The following is a 13,958-nucleotide window of genomic DNA, read 5'->3' as shown; positions in this document are numbered from 1 at the left end:
CTTATGACTTCGACTGGGGGAAGCAGAACGGCGGCTCCCCGTTAGCTCGCCGATCGGAATGGACAGCGAAGCGGTCCGATGGCAATGCGGCGTCTTGAAAACACAGCGCCTCATTGTCGAACCACTGCTTGCGGATCATGCAGATGAACTGGTCGACTTGCTCGACGAACGCGTGAATCGATTCTTCTCCCCGAAGGACATGCCTTCATCGCAAGCGGCCCTGCGCGAGCAATTCGCAGAAATGGAAAGGGCAGCTAACAGCCGCGACGTTGGCTCCCGCTTTCATCCCTTCGTAGTCAGGACGGCGGAGCTCCAGACTTGTATCGGCAGGCTAGAAGTCCTCGTGCAAGATAAGGATGCGGAGATCGCATTCGTGTTCGTGCCGAGCGTTTGGGGCAAAGGCTATGCAAGAGAGGCTGCCGAGGCGATGATCGATCACTTCAGGCAAGTAGGGGTGAAGCGCTTCTGGGCTTGTGTCACCCGAGACAACACGCCGTCTCTGGCTCTTTGCAAGCGCCTAGGGTTCGCACTTGCCGAAGTCCCACAGGATCTTGAGCTTTGGGCCTATGACGACGGTGATGTCGTTCTAAGACGTGAGATCGCGGTCGATCCCTTTCAACGATAATAAGCACTGATCAGCTTCAGGTCCGAAAGGGGCTCGTTTCATAAACAACAGCAATTGCCAAATGCTGCCGTCCGCGGCCCGCGTTGTCCCTTTTTTGGGTTGCCAACCCAGACTTCGCGTTTTCGATCAGAGCAACAAACCTCTGCTTCCGACCAGACACGGTCATTTCAGAACGCCGAGCAGAATATCCGGTTGCTCCAAAAGCAGCCGTTCAGTCGCTTCAAAGCTCACGATCGCTCACCCATCACTTGGTGAATCTTAGCGTCCGCTTTGCACGAGATTGTGAAAAAATTCTAAAAGGCGACAGCCTTCGGCACCGGTTGATTGTATTTCACAAAGAGGAATTCGCCCACATCAGCGCAAGTGATGGGACCCTAAAAGAAAAAAACTCAATCTTAATCAGGCGCAAGCGTTTGCCTAGCCTTGCTGTTGGCCTCGATCTTTGCAGGCGCAAGCCACCAGTCGAGCAGCTTGCCATCGCTCCAGGCGGGCAGCTGATCTTTCTGGTGCGGGTGGAACTGGCGGTCGACCGCGCCGCCCGACAGCACCGATTGCACCTTCTCGTCATCGCCCAGATCCGCGACAAAGCGCATCGAGGCGAAGAATTCCACCGGCTCGCCCATGAAGGCGGTGCGCGCGCGCATCAGGGTTTCGCCCGAGCCATCCATCGCCCTTTCGGGAAAGCCGAAAGCATCGCGTTGAGGCCCCGACGGGCGCAGCAGGCTGAAGAAAGCGATGCGGTGCTCGCTCCCCCAGGTCCAGCCTGCCGGATCAGCGCTGTGGCGCGCGGCAAGCTTGGGGCGCACGGTGGCTGCGGCGCGGCGGATGAGATCGGGCAGGGTCTCACGCTCGGGCGTGCGGGTGTCGTCGAACCATGGCGCATCGGGGGTCGCCACCAGCCGATCGAACCTCTCCTGCCAGACATACCACTGCTTGAGATAATCCATCGCCAGCGGCTCGCCCATCTCGTCGACAAACGTTTCGAAGGCGATCTGCTGGTAGAGCCGGTGATAGATCAGCGGAGCCGCCGCATCGGCCTTGTCGCGCCCGTCCCAGGCCGCCAGAATGCGGGCGAGATCAGCCTGTTCGGGCACGCTTTCGAGCGCGGCGATCATCGCGGGCAGCAGGCGCGGGGCTTGCAGGTTCTGCGTATCGAGCATCAGCGCCAGTTGATCACCGGTGGTCATCTTGCTCGCCTTGTCGAGAACCTGCTTCATGCGGCTGTAGCGATAATCGGGCGAGGCGTAGCTGGTGTAATATTGCCCGAGACTGTCAGGCCGGGTGTCGTGATTGGCAGTGCCGACCCAGCCGCGTGCGGGCGAAATCTGGCCCGGCATCATTGCAGGCGGCAGAGTGCCGATCCAGTTGTCCTGCGCCGAGGCCGCCGTCGGCCAGGCGCCGTGCCCGGTGGCGCGCAGCGGGATGCGCCCGCTGGCGCGGTGGCCGATCCCGCCCTGCTTGTCGCCGAACACATAGTTGAAATAGAATACGTCCATCGCCTGCACGGCGTTGTCGACTTCGCCGACATTGCGTGCGGTGAGCAATTGATCGATGCCGAGCCCGCCGCCCGGCGCGATTTCGGCGGCTGCTGTGCGCAGGCTCAAAAGCTTGCCGCCCGCCAGCCCTTCGGCAACGATCGGCCCGCGGTTGGTGGTGCGGATGGTGAGCGTTTCGGTGCGAAAGCCGCCCGGCGCATCCTTGTCGCGCACCCGGATCGTTTCCGTGAGTGTGCCGAACGGGATCGCCGCGCCATCTTCCAGATAATGCCCCGGCTGGCCGGGCGCTTCGGTTTCGATGAAGAGATCCTGACTGTCGCCATAGGCATTGGTGACGCCGAAAGCGACATGGCCGGTGCGTCCGATGACAAGGCCGGGAACGCCGGGGAGCGCGACGCCGATGGCCGAGATGCCGGGGGCGTGAAGGCCCACGGGATGCCACGATCCGGGCAGGGCGCGGGCATCAAGATGCGGATCGTTGACGACAACGCTTGCCCCGCTTGCGCTCCGCGAGGGCGCGACTGCCCAATTGTTGCTGCCCACCGCCAGCCACTCGCTGGCGGCATCGGGATCAAGCAGCATGCGCCCCTCGGCCAGCGCCAATTGGCTCGCCGCGCCTTCGGGGGCGCGCACTGCGTTTTCCTTGCGATCGGGATTGACGAGGATCGGCAGCAGGTTGCCGCGCACATAATCAAGGCCGAACCGATCGATCAGCTTTTGCGTGAGCAATTCGGCCTTGTAATTGGCCGCCTGCGACCAGTTGGCAAAGTGGAGGATGGTGACGACATCCTCGATTGTCCAGGGATCGGGCGTGAGCCCCAGCAGTTTAAGCTCACCTGGAAAATCGCCTTGCTGGCCCGCGATATAGGCATTGAGCCCTTCGACATACCAGCCGATGAACTGGCGGGCCTCGGGCGAAAGCGCCGCCGCATGGCGCAGCGCGTTGCGGCGCAGGCCAATGAGCCGCATCTCGCGATCATTGGCAAGCCCGGCCTCGCCCACCACTTCCGCCAGCCGCCCGGTGATGCTGCGGCGATAGAATTCGAGCTGGAACAGGCGGTTCTGCGCCGTCACGAAACCTTGCGCGCGAATGAGATCGGGGGTGTTCTTGGCAAAGATATAGGGGATACCGTGCGCGTCGCGGTGCACCGTGACCGCCTCGCTGAGCTGCGGCAGGCGCAACTGCCCTGCCACCTGCGGTCCGGCATCAAGCCGCGACTGGGCCGCCGCGCCAACAGGGGTGAGCGCGCTCAGCGCAGCGAGCAGAACGGTAAGGCGTAGGCGCATGGATCGTTCTCCCAGAAAACGGGTCACCTGATATTGAATCCGCGGTCAGCGCGCGGTGCTGCCCCGGACGCAGGCTATACTCTTTTAATCGTCCCCCGTCAGCACCAAGGGGCTGCGCAGATCAGGCAATTTCATGCAACACGGCTTCGCGGAACGAGGTGAGGCAGGAGCATTGAGCAACGATCGGTGCCGCCGCCTTTGCGCGATGCTGCTGCGAAGCCTTGCGAGTGTTTTCATGTCCTCGGTGAGTGACAGCAAATTCGTTCGTCGAGCAAATTCCGCTTGATGGTCGGACAATCAGACTTTGGCAGCGAGCGTCGCAAAGAAACACCGTGATCTATCCTCAACAAACTCCTTCGCTGTCGATTACATGTCATAGTATAACATATTGATCTTGAACCTGCCAATCCCCCCAACTTTGTAAGCCGGTTGTTGGGCTGGATCTGGCAAAGTCTGTTTTTCAGGTTCACGGTGTCAACGCGCAGGGCGAGGCAGTGCTGCGGCGCAGGCTTACGCGCGGTCAGCTGCTGAAGCTGTTCGAGAAGCTGCCGCCCTGCCTCGTCGGCATGGAAGCCTGCGCCTCAGCCCACCACTGGGCCCGTGAGCTGACCGCGCTCGGGCACGAGGTCAAGCTGATGCCGCCGCAATACGTGAAGCCCTATGTGAAGCGCGGCAAGAACGACGCTGCCGATGCCGAGGCGATCTGTGAAGCTGTGACCCGTCCGACGATGCGGTTCGTGGGTGCGAAGTCGCCGGACCAGCAGGCGACCATGATGCTGCACCGGGTGCGCAAGATCCTGACGCGGCAACGCACCCAGATCAGCAATGCCCTGCGCGCGCACATGGCCGAGTTCGGCATTACCGCAGCCATCGGACGCGGGGGACTGGAGAGGCTGATCGCGGTCATCGCCGATCAGGATGATGCGCGCTTGCCCGACGAGGCCCAGGCCTGCCTTGCGGTGCTGTGCACCCAGCTCGAGATGGTGAAGGAGCAGATCCTCGACAACGATCGGCGCATTCTGGCCGATGCCCGCAGAACCGAAGCAGGCCGCAGGCTGATGAAGATACCCGGCATAGGCCCGCTGCTGGCCAGCGCGATCGTGGCCTGCGTGCCTGATCCTTCTACCTTTAGTGGCGGGCGAAGCCTCTCAGCATGGGTCGGCCTGACCCCTCGCCAGAACTCGAGCGGCGGCAAGGAGCGGCTTGGCAGCATCACCAAGGCTAGCAACACCTACCTGCGCGAGCTGCTCGTGGTCGGTGCCATGGCAGTGGTGCGGCGAGCGAAGCGGGGCAGCACCAAGCGCCCCTGGGTGACGCAGTTGCTGTCGCGCAAGAAGCCCAAGGTTGCTGCTGTCGCGCTGGCGAACAAGAACGTCCGGATCATCTGGGCGATGTTGGCAACGGGCGAGGCTTACCGCGAAGCGGAGATGGCAGCCGACTGAGAGATCGCGCCCCAAGGCGCTACACCAGTTGGAGAGGGCAGACTGAACTGACGCAACAAGCCGGTTGAAACCGCCGGAGCAGGAGAACCCGTCCGACCCCAGCACTTCGAGTGCGTGCAATCGGGAGGGACCTGAACCGCGCGAATGACATCAGGGCCAGCGGCCATGCAAAGCCGCGCATACAGGCCGGACACATGGGCGCCACGACCAGCCAGCGCAGTGCAAAAAGACCCTCGCCAACGGAGAGCCGTCCACACAGGGGTCGCTTACTGAACGGCAGCAATTTTCCGAAAGCGTGGCAAAGCCGCCATTTGCGGCCCGAGATGAGCAGTGACGGCTCCCGATCCAGACGAGGTCGCTCGGACAAGCCTTATCTAAGTATGCTTTTGACATAAGTTGCACCCGCCAACTGCGGGCCGGTCAGCCCGCTTCGTGCCGCCCAGTACGAGACGTTAGGCATTGGCAAGGGCGATCTTTGGCGAGTCGTTGGGCTGGCTCCAGAACGGTAGCACCACGTTGCCGCGCTGCACGGCCTTGTAAGCGAGGAACGCGCCGGTCGTGGTCGCGATGAGGCAGGGGATGAGACTCGCTTCGAGCCCGAAGCCGCCGCCGGTCACCAGATCGGGGCCGGTGAACACCGTCTTGAACAGCCCCGGCTGCGCGATGCTGCCCGACACCACCCCGCCGAACACGGCCGACTGGGTGTAGTTCCAGGCGATGTGGAAGCCGATGCCCAGCCACAGCCGCCGGGTGAGCATATAGGCCGCCGCCAGCAGCAGGCCGGCTTCGATGCTGATGAAGATCGCGCCGGTCAGCGTCGCGTCGGGGTTGGTGAGGTGGACCGCGCCGAACACCACCGAGGACACGATCACCGAAATCCAGCTGCCTAGCCATTCCTCGACGATCCGGTAGAGCGCCCCGCGGAACAGCAGTTCCTCCAGAAAGCCCGCGCTGCACGCCTGATAGAGTGCGGGGATCATGACCACGACCGGATTCATGCCCTCGATCCGCCCGTATCCGAGCAGGATCAGCACCAGCACGCCGAGGGTATAGAGCCCCGAGCCGACCACCATCCCGATGCCCAGCTCCCTAAGGCCGGGATTGAACGCCAGATCGCTGATCTCGCGGCGCTCGATGAGCCGGCCGAAGCCGACATAGATCCACATCGCCAGCGCCACCATCCCGGCCACGGCGAAGGCCGATGGCAGGTGGAGGCCTTTGGTCAGGTCCTGAAAGGCATTGCTGTACCCGATGCAATAGAACAGCGGGTAGCCGAGCAGGAACAGCTTGATCGGCGGAAATTGCAGGATGCGCAGCCACAGCGGCGTCGGTTCGGCGTGGTCGGTCATGGCATGATCCCCCTTGTCGTTGATTGAAACTGCCCCGCTTGCGGAGGTCACCAGATCCGCACCCGCTGTTCGGGGGGCAGGTAGAGCTTGTCGCCCGGCTTCACGCCGAAGGCCTCGTACCAGGCGTCGACATTGCGCACGACGCCGTTGACCCGGAACTCGACCGGCGAATGGACGTCGGACAGCACCTTGCGGCGGATTTCGGCTTCCCCGGTGATGTTGCGCCACAGCTGGCCCCACGCGAGGAAGAAGCGCTGGTCGCCGGTGAAGCCGTCGATCACCGGTGCCTTGCCGCCCTGCTTGTCCGCCACGTAAGCGCGATAGGCAGCATAGGCGACCGACAGGCCGCCGAGATCGCCGATGTTCTCGCCGAGGTTCTGGCGGCCGTTGATATGGAGCCCGGGCAAGGCTTCGTAGCCGTTGAACTGCTCGACAAGGCCCGCAGTGCGTTTCTCGAACTCGGCGCGGCTCGCGTCGGTCCACCAGTTGCGCAACTTGCCGTCACCGTCCTGACGGCTGCCCTGATCGTCGAAGCCGTGGCCGATCTCGTGACCGATCACCGCCGCGATCGAGCCGAAATTGACCGCAATGTCGGCCTTGGGATCGAAGAACGGCGGTTGCAGGATCCCGGCGGGGAAGATGATCGTATTGGCCGACGGGCTGTAGCCGGCGTTGATCTCGTGCGGGGAATAGGGAAACTCCCAGGCCCGCGTGCCTTCTTCCAGCTTCTTCAGGCTGTCCTTGTGCGCCCACTGCTGCAACCGGGCACGGTTGCCGACCAGATCGTCGGGCGCGATCCTGACGCCCGAGCGATCATGCCATTGTTCGGGAAAACCGATCTTGGTGGTGATCCGGTCAAGCTTGCGCAGCGCCTCGGCCCGGGTCGGCGCGTCCATCCAGTCAAGCTGCGCGATCCGCGCGGCATAGGTGGTGCGCAGATAGCCGACCATCTCGGCGACCTTGGCCCGGTCGGACGCGCCGAAATAGTTGGCGACATAGAGCCGCCCGATCTCCTCGCCCAGCACGGCATTGACCGCGGCGATGCTCTCGAATTCGGCGGCGCGGCGCTGCGGGACCGATTGCAGGCGCTTGCTGTGAAAGTCGAAATGGGCCTGCACCCAGGGTTCCGACAGCGACGGCGCCCAGTGATCGAGCGTCTTGAACATCAGGAAGGATTGCAGGTCGCGCACCGGGGTGGCGGCGAACAGCTGCGCCATGTCCTTCACCGCGGTATCGGTCATCACCTTGATGCGCTGCTGGCCATCAAAGCCCTGCTCGGCGAGGAAGGCGTCCCATGCAAAGCCGGGCGCATAGGCCTTGAGCTCGGCGGGCGACATGACATTGTTCATCCGCACCACGTCGCGCGTCTGGGCGAGGGTCCAGTGCTTTTCGGCGATCGCGATCTCGAGCGCCAGCACGGCCGCGGCGTGGCCATCGGGATCATCGATCCCGGCGCGGCGGAAGCTGTCGGCGATGTAGTCACGCAGCGCCTGCCGGTGGCCGATATAGGGCTCTTGGTCGGTGAGGTAATAGTCGCGCGAGGGCATGGTCAGGCCGCTCGCGCCGATGGCTGCGATCTGGCGGGAAGGATCGTCGACATCGGCGACCACGCCCCCGCCGATGAAGCCGTCCATCCACGGATAGGCCATGATCCGGGCGAAGCTGGCGCGGTCCTCGGTACCGCCGATGATCGCCAGCGTGCTGGCAATCGGGGTGAGGCCGAGCGCATTGCGCCGCGCCACGTCGGCGTGCGAGCGGTGGAAGTCGCCGATCATCCGTTCGGGACTGCCGGGTTCGTCGGTGCTCTCGCGCGCCATCGCGATCAGTTCGGCGACGCGCTGCTCGGTGGCGAGATAGACCTCCACCGAGGCGTCGATATAGGGAACGCCCTCGGGCGGCTTGGCGGTCTTGAGCCAGCCTTCGTTGACATAGCGGTAGAAATCGTCGCCGGGACGGATCGTGGCCGACAGGGCAGCGGTGTCGACACCCCAGCCCGGCTCGCCCGGCGTGGCGGCCGGATCGGGCGAAGCGCGCACCACGGGCGGCATCAACAGGAGCCCGGCGGCGCTGACGAGAGCAAGCAGATGTCGTGTCATGAATACCCCTCCCGAAATAGCAGGCCGCACTGGGGCAGCGCCACAAGGCACGGGGCGATGCCCTGGCGGTCATCCTTGCAGTGAGGCAATTGCGGCTGACCGGGCCCGTGCCCCCTGGCCGGTCAGCCGCCTCGCCGTCGCCCCCAAGGGGCCGGACTTCGAGCCCGTTGGGTCGGCCAGCGCGCAAGCAGCGCTGGCCCGGCCATCAAACCTCAACCCCGACAGGTGCGGGGCGAGACAGCTTCGATCGAATAGATATTGCCGCCGCTCGAGTTGGTGACGATGCACTGGCGCGAAGCCTCGCGCCAGAAGGTCATGTAGCGGGTATCGCCCACCACCTTGTTGTCGAGCATTCTGAAGCCGCGGTTCTGCAATTGGCCGATGGCGGCCTGGCGGTTCGTCCCGTTCAAATCGTTGACATCGACATAGGAGCTGTAGCCGCCGCCATAATTGTAGCCGCCGCGATACCTCGTCTGCTCGGAGCGTTCGCGCACGCCGCTGTCATAGCCGCTCGAATAGGCGGTGTTGTTGTTGTAGTTGTGATAGGCCTGCCCATACAGTCCGTCGCGGTGGCCGCGTTCAAATTCGGCGGTGCCGCGCTCGTCATAGTCCTGGCCATTGCGGTGGTGCGACTTGCTGGCGAGCGCGACGATCCCGAGCAGGGCAGCAGCGCCCACGGCAACCGCCGCAGCCTTGTCGCCGCTGTTGCCCTTCTGGCCGCAATCGGCGGCCGTGGTCTTGTCGAGCGAGCGGAAATTGCCGTCATAGGTCACAGCCTTGATGCATTCCTTGGTGTTGCCATTCCACCAGTAATTGATCTTGCTGTCATATTCGGTGTGGCCCGAAATGCGGTGGAAGCCGCGATATTCAAGCTGTTCCTCGCCGCTCGATCCGCGCGCGCCCACCAGATCGCGCACCGATCCGGGCGTGTCGGCAAGCGCTGCCACCGGCGCTGCCACCATCGCCGCCGTTGCCAGCAGCGCGCACAATTTTCCTGCAGGTTTGATCATCTTAACCCCCTCTTTTCATCCCATCCGTCCAATAAGGAGCGTCTCATAGAAAAAGCCCCTGCGCATTGGACATTTCGTGCCAGCCGGTGGACGTTTTGCGCCAGTCTGGCCGTGGCAGGCACCCTTGCAATCAGCCGGTTGCGCCGATGGTGATCGTAAAGCTGGTCACCTCGCCGCGGCGCGCGGCATTGCGCATCATGAACAGATCGACGGTGTAATCACCCGATGAGGGGATCACCTCGGTCATGGTGTCGCCCGAGGTCGAGCCGATGAACATCGCTTGCTGTGCGCCCGGCGCGGTGACGTTGAAATAGGTCGAACCATTGCTGGCCGTCAGCTTGACTGTCATCGTCTGCCCGGCACGGACATTGACCACGAACTGGCGCGAGTGATCGCCTTTGAGCGTGCCCTTGATGGTCTTGGACGAGGCGCCCTTGGCGAACTGCACCCGTTCGGGCTTGGCGCTCTGGGCAAGCGCTGCGGGGGCGAGCGGCACGCTGGCCGCGGTCACCGCTATCAGCGCGGCGGCGAGGGGAAGGATAAAGCGCATTACGGTTCTCCTGCTGGATGGGCTGGATCCATGATCCCATCATCGCGCCAGCCCGCGCGCGATGCTTCGCTGCGCACCAGCCACAGTCCGTAAAGGAACAGCGGACCGGTCAGCATGAGGCCATAGGTGAGTTGCTCCTGCCAGGCGGCGGCCGGAGCTGCCGGATCGAGCGCTGCCCCGCTGCCGACGAGAAACACGGTGAAATCCCACAGGCCATGCACCGCCATTACCGGCAGCAGCGAGCGGGTGCGGATGCGCAGCGCAAGGAAGGCTGATCCGCTCATGAAAGCGTTGAGCGCCTGCACGCCAGCGGTGGCAAGCTCTCCGGTGAGGAGGGCATTGAGCACATGGACAAGGCCGAACGCTGCCGAGACCAGCACGAAGCCCGCCCAGAACGGCAGGGCGCGCCGGGCCGCCCCCCACAGCACGCCGCGAAACGCCAGCTCTTCGCTGAAGCCGACCATTGCCATGTTGGTGAGCATCATCACCACCACGGCTGCGGTGAACTTGCCCGTGGTGATGCCAAGCCCGCCCAGCACCGCAAGATAAAGCGCAGGCAGCCACATGAGCTTCCACCACCCGCGCGGGCCGGGCGCTTTCAGCCCCAGATCGCGCCAGCCCGCCAGCCACGCCGCCACCACCAGAAACGCCGCCGCGCCCGCCACCCCCCAGGCCAGATCGCGCGTCACCAGTTCTTGCAGCGTTGTCTTGCCCTGCGCCTGCCATTCGGGCACCAGAATGGTAATCGCCGCCCAGGTGATGACCACGATCAAAGCGATTGCGAGCCGGGCACGCGGCGTTGCCATCAGCGCGCCTGCATGGCGGTGACAAAGCCGATCGTCACCGCTGTGATGATGATGAGCAACACGGCAACCAGGCTCGCGCCGACGGCATTCAGGGCGGCAATGCCATAGCCACTTTTCAGCTTGGCGCGGAACCAGAGGGTTTGCTGAACCAGATACCAGAAAATGCCGCCCCAAAAGATGACTGTCGCGATCTGTGCAGGTGTGGTTCCGCCGATTTGCCACAAGCCGGTCGCCAGCCCGACCATCATGGCGATTGGCGCGGTGACGAAGCACTGGCTGTAGAACACAGGGCGCAGCGTTTCGCGATCGAGCGCAATGCCGAGCCGCGCCAGCAGCCGGAGCGCGAGCACCAGCGGCAGCAGGCTGAACATGAACACCCTGAACATCAACAGGTTTTGCGTGTCGTGCAGGAACGCCGGCAGGCTTGCCCGATCGGCGGCAGGAAGCGCCTGCTCGATCAAGTGATTCACCGCCAGACAGATCATCAGAAACAGCGGCGGGCTGAGCGTGTCGTTATATTGTTCGGACTGGACATCGCCGAGTTCGGTATCGGCATAATCCATCATCCGCTGGGGATGGCGGAGCACGAGGTAAAGCGTGCGCGGAAAGAACACGAGCATCACCATGACTTCATAAAGCAGCTCTTCGAGCGACTTGAGCAGCCTCATGAAATCCATGCCAGCCCCCTGCCAGCTTCCGCTTTGCGCCGTGCCGCTCTCAATCGCCGGTCACGAAGGCATCCGGGACTTCGTAGGTCTCACTGCCCAGCCTGGCGATGGTGGTGTCGCCCTTGCGCGTGGAACTGATCGTCATCGCGGCGGTGCCATCGGCCTCGGCGGTGCTGAAAGTGAGAAAACTGCCATCGGGATTGAAGAAGATCGCCCGCTTCACGCCGCCCGGCAGCATCACCTCGACTGTCGTGCCGTCGGTGCCGCTGCGGATCACCCCGGCATCGCACATCGCGGCAGCTGCACCCTTATGCCCGGCGCAGCGGATCTGCGCCGTGGCGTTGTAATTGGTGCCCGCAACCAGCGCATCGCCTTGCCCGTCGCCATCGCCGGGCGTTGCCGCGCGATCATTCGGCACCGAGATCAGCGTGACCCCGTCGATGGTGGCGAGCACCTTGCCCCCAAGCTTATCTGCCTCAGCAACGCTCGGGCAGCCGACCAGCGCCGCGCTGTCATCGAGAAAGTCGATCGTTGCGGTGCTTTCGCCGATCCGGCGGCACGGCGCGCCGGGGCCGGGATAGCCATCGCCGACAACCTTGAGGCTGGTCGGCCAAACAAATTCGCCCGGCGCTGCATCTGCCGGAGCCTCAGCCGGTGCGCTCTGACAAGCCGCCACCAGCGCCAGCACTGCCGCCGCCAATACCAAGCCCCCGGCACTCGCACGAATGTCCGCCATAAATTCCCCCATCCCTGCCGCGCTGCATGCACTTGCCACCAGCAAGCCGCCGCGCGCGGCGATCAAGTCCCTGTCCGGATGGGATAGTGCGCCAAGCTCGCCTGCAAGGCTATTGTCAATGCTCGCCAGATAATGGACAAATAGTGACATCTATCGGCGCGAGATGGTGCCTGCCTGTTTGCTCTGGCTGCACTTTGCGCTAGTCTTGCACCTGCGGCGGCGTGGGGAGAATTTATCGCGATGCATTCGGTCGACAAGAGATCGTTGCAAACATCGGCAGGGCAAGCCGCCGTCCCCGAGCGCTCCCCGCGCGAAGACGCACGGTTCGCGATCGCCATGATGGGAGCAAGAGCGGCAACCCGCATCCCGACCGCGACACTTCAGCATCTCGGAGAATGGCTGGACTGGCCCGGCTGGCTCTGCTCGGGCACTTCGTTGGCCGGTAGAATTGGCCCTTTGCCTGCCATGCTTTCGCGCGCCGACGACATTCTCATCATGGCCAACATCGTCGAAAATGCTGATATTTTTGTGCTCGTCGAAGCGATGCTTATCCGGCCGCGCCCGGCGCTCAGCCTCGCCGGTGAACTCGCGGTCTTGCATGGTCCCGATCTCGGCAGCTCGATCACCATGGTCGCGCGCGGGCTCGGGGCGCGCAACTCGTGGGTCGGGGTAGATACGCGCGAGCACGCGAGGCAGTTCGAGATCGCGCTGCGCCCCGCATGGCCGATGGGCGCACTGTTCGATTCCTTTGCGCTCTGCGCGCTCACGCTGCTGCAACGCTCGATCGTCGCCTATCGCGGCGAACAGTTGGCTGGCATGTGCATCATGACGCATCACCACGACATTCCGGAAGCGCAGGCCGCGCTGGCGGCCTTCCATTGCCGGATCGAGCCTGCAGGTGAAGCCAATGCGCTGCGTTTCCCGCGCAGTTGGCTCGATCAGGCCAATCCGTATTTCGATCCGCTGGTCTGGGACGTGGCCTGTGCCAAATTGGCGGCGCTCGAGAACGAGGTTCTGGCCACCGAGGCCTCTAACCCGCTGCGGGATTTCATCGTCGAGCAACTCGACCAGATGCGTCGCGTGCCGCGCCTCAAGCAGGCCGCCGCGCATCTCGGCATGTCCACCCGCACGATCGTGCGATCGCTGGCGCGGCAGGACACGAGCTTTCACAAGCTGGTCGAGGAAGAGCGCAAGGCGCGCGCCCTTGCACTGCTTGCGGACACCTCGCTATCGCTCAAGGATGTGGCGGATGCGCTTGGGTTCAGCGACATGTCGAGCTTCGGCCGCTCGTTCCGCAACTGGTTCGGCGATACCCCGGGCAACCTCAGGAAAGAGGCCGCGCAAACCCTTACCGCAGTGTCGCAGGATGCTCCCCGCCGTCGGTCTTTATGCCCGTCGCAAGGTTCCGTTGGCAGAGCTACTGCGCAGTTCCCTCATCCGGAAAGATGAATGGTCGCCAGAAGAATGTTCGCTGGCGTGAGGATTGATAATGCTGCGGCGCTCGCGAACCGCCGGTTTCGGCGGAATCAGTCGTTCAGGCACGCTGTGCCGGTTGGCAGCTTTGTCCCAGATCAGGCCGCGCAGTCCCTCCACTTTCAGCGCGGCCCTCACGGGTGTGATCCGTTTTTCCTGCTTCAATCTGAGCCTCGGCTTGCCAGTGCGCGAACGATGGCGAAGCGGGAGTAGTCGAACGGGGCGGGGGCGCAGATCGCTCGTTGCGACATCAATCTGCTTGACCATGAAGGCGCGATATTCCGCCAGCACTTGGGCCACACCATGCGTCTCGACCCGCTTGGAATAATGCAGGGCGTTGGTGCCCTTGCGGGCATGGCCCATAATGTCGGCGCGCATCAAATCGGGCACATCGGCCTGTGCGTAGAAGCTTGAGCCGAG

General features: G+C 63.6%; 12 protein-coding genes. 3 read left to right on the top strand and 9 right to left on the bottom strand.

All coding sequences use genetic code 11. The features are described from left to right. Positions 1-58: 58 nt before the first annotated feature. On the top strand, positions 59-625 hold the full coding sequence (locus SOQ14_RS01800; RefSeq protein ID WP_322896280.1) for a GNAT family N-acetyltransferase: 567 nt from the start codon (positions 59-61) through the stop codon (positions 623-625). 395 nt (positions 626-1,020) lie between these two features. Here the strand turns inward: SOQ14_RS01800 and SOQ14_RS01795 are convergent, their stop codons facing one another. After that, positions 1,021-3,408: a penicillin acylase family protein gene (locus SOQ14_RS01795; protein WP_322896278.1), complete on the bottom strand. Its 2,388-nt coding sequence runs from the start codon at positions 3,406-3,408 to the stop codon at positions 1,021-1,023. A gap of 437 nt (positions 3,409-3,845) precedes the next feature. On the opposite strand from SOQ14_RS01795, the gene SOQ14_RS01790 reads away from it, so the two are divergent. Beyond that, positions 3,846-4,850: an IS110 family RNA-guided transposase gene (locus SOQ14_RS01790; protein ID WP_322896357.1), complete on the top strand. Its 1,005-nt coding sequence runs from the start codon at positions 3,846-3,848 to the stop codon at positions 4,848-4,850. Positions 4,851-5,302: 452 nt separating this feature from the next. Here the strand turns inward: SOQ14_RS01790 and SOQ14_RS01785 are convergent, their stop codons facing one another. The 7 genes from SOQ14_RS01785 to SOQ14_RS01755 all read right to left on the bottom strand — a co-directional run bounded on the left by SOQ14_RS01785 (position 5,303) and on the right by SOQ14_RS01755 (position 12,215). Then, entirely contained in the window at positions 5,303-6,199 is an 897-nt protein-coding gene (locus tag SOQ14_RS01785; RefSeq protein ID WP_322896276.1) for a CPBP family intramembrane glutamic endopeptidase, read from the bottom strand. 47 nt (positions 6,200-6,246) lie between these two features. Further along, positions 6,247-8,295: a M13 family metallopeptidase gene (locus SOQ14_RS01780; protein ID WP_322896274.1), complete on the bottom strand. Its 2,049-nt coding sequence runs from the start codon at positions 8,293-8,295 to the stop codon at positions 6,247-6,249. A 212-nt stretch (positions 8,296-8,507) separates the two neighbouring features. Beyond that, positions 8,508-9,305, bottom strand: coding sequence for a hypothetical protein (locus SOQ14_RS01775; RefSeq protein ID WP_322896272.1), 798 nt, complete (start codon positions 9,303-9,305; stop codon positions 8,508-8,510). A 130-nt stretch (positions 9,306-9,435) separates the two neighbouring features. Continuing rightward, a complete protein-coding gene (locus SOQ14_RS01770; protein ID WP_322896269.1) occupies positions 9,436-9,855 on the bottom strand; it encodes a hypothetical protein in 420 nt (139 codons plus the stop codon). After that, a complete protein-coding gene (locus SOQ14_RS01765) occupies positions 9,855-10,661 on the bottom strand; it encodes a CPBP family intramembrane glutamic endopeptidase (RefSeq protein ID WP_322896267.1) in 807 nt (268 codons plus the stop codon). Before SOQ14_RS01765 ends, SOQ14_RS01770 begins: the two co-directional genes overlap by 1 nt. Further along, positions 10,661-11,338, bottom strand: coding sequence for a hypothetical protein (locus SOQ14_RS01760; RefSeq protein ID WP_322896265.1), 678 nt, complete (start codon positions 11,336-11,338; stop codon positions 10,661-10,663). Before SOQ14_RS01760 ends, SOQ14_RS01765 begins: the two co-directional genes overlap by 1 nt. A 40-nt stretch (positions 11,339-11,378) precedes the next feature. After that, positions 11,379-12,215, bottom strand: coding sequence for a hypothetical protein (locus SOQ14_RS01755; RefSeq protein ID WP_322896263.1), 837 nt, complete (start codon positions 12,213-12,215; stop codon positions 11,379-11,381). Between the two features lie 186 nt (positions 12,216-12,401). Here SOQ14_RS01755 and SOQ14_RS01750 point away from each other — a divergent pair, with 186 nt between their 5' ends. After that, entirely contained in the window at positions 12,402-13,514 is a 1,113-nt protein-coding gene (locus SOQ14_RS01750; protein WP_322896261.1) for a helix-turn-helix transcriptional regulator, read from the top strand. On the opposite strand, the gene SOQ14_RS01745 is transcribed toward SOQ14_RS01750, so the two are convergent. Then, on the bottom strand, positions 13,452-13,958 hold a 507-nt coding region (locus SOQ14_RS01745), incomplete at its 5' end, for a hypothetical protein (protein WP_322896260.1). The two genes, SOQ14_RS01750 and SOQ14_RS01745, sit on opposite strands and share 63 nt — an antisense overlap.

It is taken from the genome of Erythrobacter epiphyticus (assembly GCF_034653295.1).
Taxonomy (GTDB): domain Bacteria; phylum Pseudomonadota; class Alphaproteobacteria; order Sphingomonadales; family Sphingomonadaceae; genus Erythrobacter.
The sequence above is the reverse complement of the archived record's forward strand: the minus strand, read 5'-3'. Positions and strand labels throughout refer to the sequence as shown.

Excerpts from the sequence above, each read along its gene's own strand:
- SOQ14_RS01800 (WP_322896280.1), top strand. The coding sequence starts at position 59 with ATGGACAGCGAAGCGGTCCGATGGCAATGCGGCGTCTTGAAAACACAG.
- SOQ14_RS01795 (WP_322896278.1), bottom strand. The coding sequence starts at position 3,408 with ATGCGCCTACGCCTTACCGTTCTGCTCGCTGCGCTGAGCGCGCTCACC.
- SOQ14_RS01785 (WP_322896276.1), bottom strand. The coding sequence starts at position 6,199 with ATGACCGACCACGCCGAACCGACGCCGCTGTGGCTGCGCATCCTGCAA.
- SOQ14_RS01780 (WP_322896274.1), bottom strand. The coding sequence starts at position 8,295 with ATGACACGACATCTGCTTGCTCTCGTCAGCGCCGCCGGGCTCCTGTTG.
- SOQ14_RS01775 (WP_322896272.1), bottom strand. The coding sequence starts at position 9,305 with ATGATCAAACCTGCAGGAAAATTGTGCGCGCTGCTGGCAACGGCGGCG.
- SOQ14_RS01770 (WP_322896269.1), bottom strand. The coding sequence starts at position 9,855 with ATGCGCTTTATCCTTCCCCTCGCCGCCGCGCTGATAGCGGTGACCGCG.
- SOQ14_RS01765 (WP_322896267.1), bottom strand. The coding sequence starts at position 10,661 with ATGGCAACGCCGCGTGCCCGGCTCGCAATCGCTTTGATCGTGGTCATC.
- SOQ14_RS01760 (WP_322896265.1), bottom strand. The coding sequence starts at position 11,338 with ATGGATTTCATGAGGCTGCTCAAGTCGCTCGAAGAGCTGCTTTATGAA.
- SOQ14_RS01755 (WP_322896263.1), bottom strand. The coding sequence starts at position 12,215 with ATGTCACTATTTGTCCATTATCTGGCGAGCATTGACAATAGCCTTGCA.
- SOQ14_RS01750 (WP_322896261.1), top strand. The coding sequence starts at position 12,402 with ATGATGGGAGCAAGAGCGGCAACCCGCATCCCGACCGCGACACTTCAG.